General features: G+C 68.0%; 4 protein-coding genes. 2 read left to right on the forward strand and 2 right to left on the reverse strand.

Going from position 1 to position 4,589, the window contains the following annotated elements; translation table 11 throughout:
• Positions 1-655 precede the first annotated feature (655 nt).
• A complete protein-coding gene (locus ABZ321_RS58095) occupies positions 656-1,315 on the reverse strand; it encodes a hypothetical protein (RefSeq protein WP_354905661.1) in 660 nt (219 codons plus the stop codon).
• Positions 1,316-1,380: 65 nt separating this feature from the next.
• Here ABZ321_RS58095 and ABZ321_RS58100 point away from each other — a divergent pair, with 65 nt between their 5' ends.
• Positions 1,381-1,695 carry a S8 family serine peptidase gene (locus ABZ321_RS58100; RefSeq protein ID WP_354905663.1) on the forward strand — a complete coding sequence of 105 codons (315 nt, stop codon included), beginning with the start codon at positions 1,381-1,383 and terminating at the stop codon, positions 1,693-1,695.
• A 189-nt stretch (positions 1,696-1,884) separates the two neighbouring features.
• Here ABZ321_RS58100 and ABZ321_RS58105 read toward each other — a convergent pair whose 3' ends face one another.
• Positions 1,885-3,240, reverse strand: a complete 1,356-nt coding sequence (locus ABZ321_RS58105) for a ricin-type beta-trefoil lectin domain protein (RefSeq protein ID WP_354905665.1) — start codon at positions 3,238-3,240, stop codon at positions 1,885-1,887.
• Positions 3,241-3,756: 516 nt separating this feature from the next.
• On the opposite strand from ABZ321_RS58105, the gene ABZ321_RS58110 reads away from it, so the two are divergent.
• A partial coding sequence (locus ABZ321_RS58110) for a non-reducing end alpha-L-arabinofuranosidase family hydrolase (protein ID WP_354905668.1) occupies positions 3,757-4,589 on the forward strand: 833 nt, incomplete at its 3' end.

The raw sequence follows: 4,589 nt of genomic DNA on the forward strand, positions 1-4,589 counted from the left end.
ATCCGTCAACTCATCCAACGCGCACGCACGCACTACCGCTGGGACACCCGACCGACAACCCGCCGACTCAAGTGACACCTATTGCCGGTCGCTCTTAGCGTTGTTTTTGCGTTGAAACTACTGAGACCCCGACGAGGCATCACCGGCGGCCCCAGCTGGCTGATCGACATGCTCGGCCTCACCCGCCTACGCCTCCAGCAGCACACCTCCGAACCCACGATCAACACTCACCACGCGCCATAGCCACAGGCCAACAGTGGTGCCGTCACTCGCGACCATCGATCACGGTTCAACCGTGATCATGGTGCCCAAACCCACGACCATCTGGCGCCAGTTCTCGGCTCTGGTACGAACTGTGTGATGGATGTCGGACGATGATCTGTTGCCTGGGTGCGCGTTGCCATCGGGCAGCTACTTCCTCATCTGGACCGCATCGAGATCGATGAGATCGTGGACGCCGACTCCGGGTTGGTCATCACGGCTCGGATCCGCGGCGGTGAGGCCGGTTGCCAGGTGTGTGCGGTGCTGTCATCTCGGGTGCATTCGCGCTACCGCCGGACGTTGGCGGATGCGAAGGAACGACCGGCCCTCGCTGGGCGGGCATCGCTTCGACGACATGCACGCGGTACCTTCGCGGGGAGACCGGCGGGAGCGCCTACGAGCGGTCGTTGGCCTTGCGGATCAGCGCGACGATCCCGACGCCGGCGGCGCCGAGGACGGCGACGGTCATCCAGCCAGCCCAGAGGTCGGCCATCGCGTCGGACGCGGTGTCGGTCATGGCCCTGAGGACTGCCAGGAACAGCAGGCCCAGGACGAACATGACGAACGGCACCGCCCCGAGCACGCGCACCCACCCCGGCAGCGGCGGCGTGCGTGGCCGGGCGTGCGTGGTCGCGGTCGACTGTGGGCGAGGCCGGCCGGGCGAGGCACGGAACACCACGGTGGCCGCCTCGTTCGCCGGGGTGATCAGCCCGTCCACGGTCGAGAACGTGAACAGCGCCATCCCGATGTCGTCGGCGAACGAGACCGCATCGCGGGTGAAGCCGGCGTCGCTGAAGCAGTACCGCTCACCCGGGGCGTGCTGCGCGGCGCCGAGCAGTTCCCGTAGCGCCTGGTCGCCGACCGGCGCGCCGTCGCACTGCACCCGCGCCGCCATGCCCGCGCCCCGCACGTCGACACCGTCGCCGGCGCCGCCGGTCGTCCGGCCGGCGTCGGGGTGACCCAGCCACCGCAACCAGTCGACGGCGTTGATCTCGGCGCCGGTCCAGCTGGCCACGGAACGCGGCTCCGGCGAACCAGTCGGACGTGTCTGCACGGGCTCACCTTCGGTCCGGGAGCGCATACGGTAACACCGGCGCCGCCGTTGCCGTTGCGTGCGCTGTGGCGCTCATACGGCTGTCTCGTCTTGCGACGCGACGGCTCCCGTCCTGTCCGCGAGGTGGTGCGGCGCCGGGTAGACGTTTCTTCGCCTCCTGCCAGGGTGACGGCGTCACGGTGGCGGTGCTGGACAGCGGCGCCACGGCGAACCAGCCCGACCTCGTCGGCAAAGTGGTGCCCGGCCTCGACATCGTGACGAACAAGGGCGACGCCACCTACGACCCGAACGGTCACGGCACCGGCATGGCGGCCATCATCGCCGGGCACGGGCACGGGCACGGGCACGGCCCGGGCGGGCGTAGGCGACCATCGACATGATGCCGGTGGAGTCGCTGCCGCCGTTACGTCGCAGGGCCGCCGGCGTCGACACGTCGAAGCAGTTGCCGCTGCGCGTCGCCTCGGGCAGCACGATGATGAGGCCTTACCGGTCGGCCGCGGTGACGTAGTCGTGGCCGTTACCGTTGAAGATGCCGCCGGTGGCCGTTCGACCACCGGCGACATGGCGGGTCAGTTGAGGCTGAAGCGTTGGTTGGCCTGGCCGTTGCAGTCGTAGAGCTGGATCTGCTGGCCGTTGCCGGTGCCCCAGACGTCCAGGCACCGACCGGACTGCACGCCGGTGATGGTGCCGTTGCTGTTGACGTTCCACTGCTGGTTGGCCTGGCCGTTGCAGCTGTAGATCTGCACGGCCGCGCCGTTGCCGGAGCCCGCCGCGTCCAGGCACATGTTGCCGTACACGGTCAGCTGCCGGCTCGACGTGAGCGTCCATTGCTGGTTCGTCCCGCTGTGGCAGTCGTACAGCTGCACGCGGGTGCCGTTGTTGCGCGAGGAGTTCGGCACGTCGACGCACCGACCCGACTGCGCGCCGACGATGCGCTTGGCACCGGACGGCGGGGGCGGCGAGGATGACGCCGGGGTCGACGGCGACGAGGACGGCGAGCTCGGCGGGGTCGAGCTCGGCGGCGTGGTGCTCTCGAACTGCGTGAAGAACCGCCAGGCCTCCCCGGACGTCCAGGTCCGGGAGTCGTTGGGGCTGGTGGAACCATCCACCGGGCTGGGTGTGTGGTCTCCGTCGAACGCGATCCAGCGCACCGGGTATCCGGCCCGGCAGCCCGAGTAGCTCGTGGCGATGTGCGTGAGGCTGTTCTGCCCCGGCTCGGGCGGGTTCTGCGCGGTACACCCGTTGTTCCTGACGAACGTGTCGCGCAACGACCGTCCGTTCGAGATGTTCAGCACGCTGTCGTGCGTGCCGTGGATGCCCAGATAGGCGACGGGCTGCGTGCCGCCGTTGCATCCGCTCAGGTTCGCGCCGGACAGCACCGCGACCGCGCGGAAGACGTTCGGCCTGGCGCAGGCGAGCGCGTAGCTCATCGCGCCGCCGTAGCTCCAGCCCATCGCGTACACCTGGGCGGTGTCAACACACAGACCGTTCTCGATGAGGCTGGTCAGATCGTCGACGAGCGTCAGGTCACGGCCGCCGGTGTTGGCCCAGCCGTTGTCGATGCCCTGGGGCGCCACGAAAATGGTGCTGTTGTTCGACAACGGCTGCAGCCCGTAGTAGCCGGCCGAGGCGACGGCATTGGCGGAGCCGTTCAACCAGTGCAGTCCGAAGACCAGCCGGTACGGATGACTGTTGTTGTAGTTGTCGGGGACTCTGAGGATGTACGTACGATTCTGGCCGCCGCTCTGGATGGAGCGGGTGCCGCTCGTGAGGGCCGGAGCCTTGCCGCATCCGGCGGTGGTGGCGAGCGTGCCGCTGGTACTCGCCTCCGCGGTCGCGTCGTGGCCGCTGGCCTGCCACCCGGCCGCGACCACGACGAGCGCCGCCGCGATTACCGCGACGAGCGAACCTCTGTGTCTTGACATCGTGCGATTCCTTCCACGAACACGTCACGCTGGACGTCGCGGTGCAACGCCGGGCGATGCCGTACTGGGGATTCGTGCGCGCCGATGTTGTCACGGCCATCACGCGAAGACAACATATTCCGAAACTCCTTCGGAACCCGGTGGAGTAAACGACCAGGAATGGAAGTTTCACGTCATCACACGCGACTGCGCGGCAGTACCGCACATAACACTTTTGCCGCGCCGGTTGCAGGGCTCAGCCATTTCCGGGCGCACCACACCGGAGCCGGCGGCAATCGCGGTTCCTTGCAGAATTTCGAAAGTCTCGAGCATTCCCGCGTCACTTGACGGCGTGCATGTGAGCGATAACATTCGCGGACGCCTGTCTCCCGCTTCCGAGTGTCCGGCCGGTCCCACCCGGAGCTATCTCCGCCGGATGGTTCTCCGCTGTCTGACCGGGCGGAGGCGTGCGAGACGGTCGACCGCACGGGCGGCTGACGCGCCGCCCGACCACGCCCCGTTTCTCCGGAGGACCTGATGAAGTTCCCTCGCTCGCGGTCCTGGGTGGTGGTCGCCTGTACGGCGGGCCTCACCGTGGCCGGGACCGCCGCGGTGCTGACCGCGAACACCGCTCAGGCGGCCGCCGGCTGCCGTGTCGAATACGTCGTGTCCAGTTCCTGGCCGGGTGGCTTCAACGCCAATGTCACCGTCACCAACTACGGCGACGCCGTCAACGGCTGGAGCCTCACCTGGACGTTCGGCGCCGGACAGACCGTCACGCAGCTCTGGAACGGCTCGGTCGCCCAGTCCGGCGCCCAGGTCACCGTCACCAATGCCAACTACAACAGCAGCATCCCCACCAACGGCAACGCCGCCTTCGGGTTCAACGGCTCCTGGAACGGCTCGAACCCGGTCCCCACCGACTTCGCGCTCAACGGCACCGCCTGCAACGGCCCGGTCGGCGGTTCGCCGAGCTCACCCGGCTCGGCCAGCGCCAGCCCGAGCCGCAGTGCCAGCGCCAGCGCCAGCCCGAGCACCAGCCCGAGCGGGAACTGTTCACTGCCGTCGACGTATCGCTGGTCGTCGACCGGCGCGCTGACCAACCCGAAGTCCGGGTGGGTGTCGCTGAAGGACTTCACCAGCGTCATGTACAACGGCAAGCACCTGGTCTACGCGTCGAACGTCTCCAGTGGAGGGTCGTACGGCTCGATGAACTTCAGCCTCTTCACCAACTGGTCCGACATGGCCTCGGCCAGCCAGAACGGCATGAGCTCCGGCACGGTGGCGCCGACGCTGTTCTACTTCGCGCCGAAGAACGTCTGGGTGCTGGCCTACCAGTGGGGGCCGAACGCGTTCAACTACAAGACTTC

Source organism: Dactylosporangium sp. NPDC006015 (assembly GCF_040614215.1).
Classification (GTDB): domain Bacteria; phylum Actinomycetota; class Actinomycetes; order Mycobacteriales; family Micromonosporaceae; genus Dactylosporangium; species Dactylosporangium maewongense.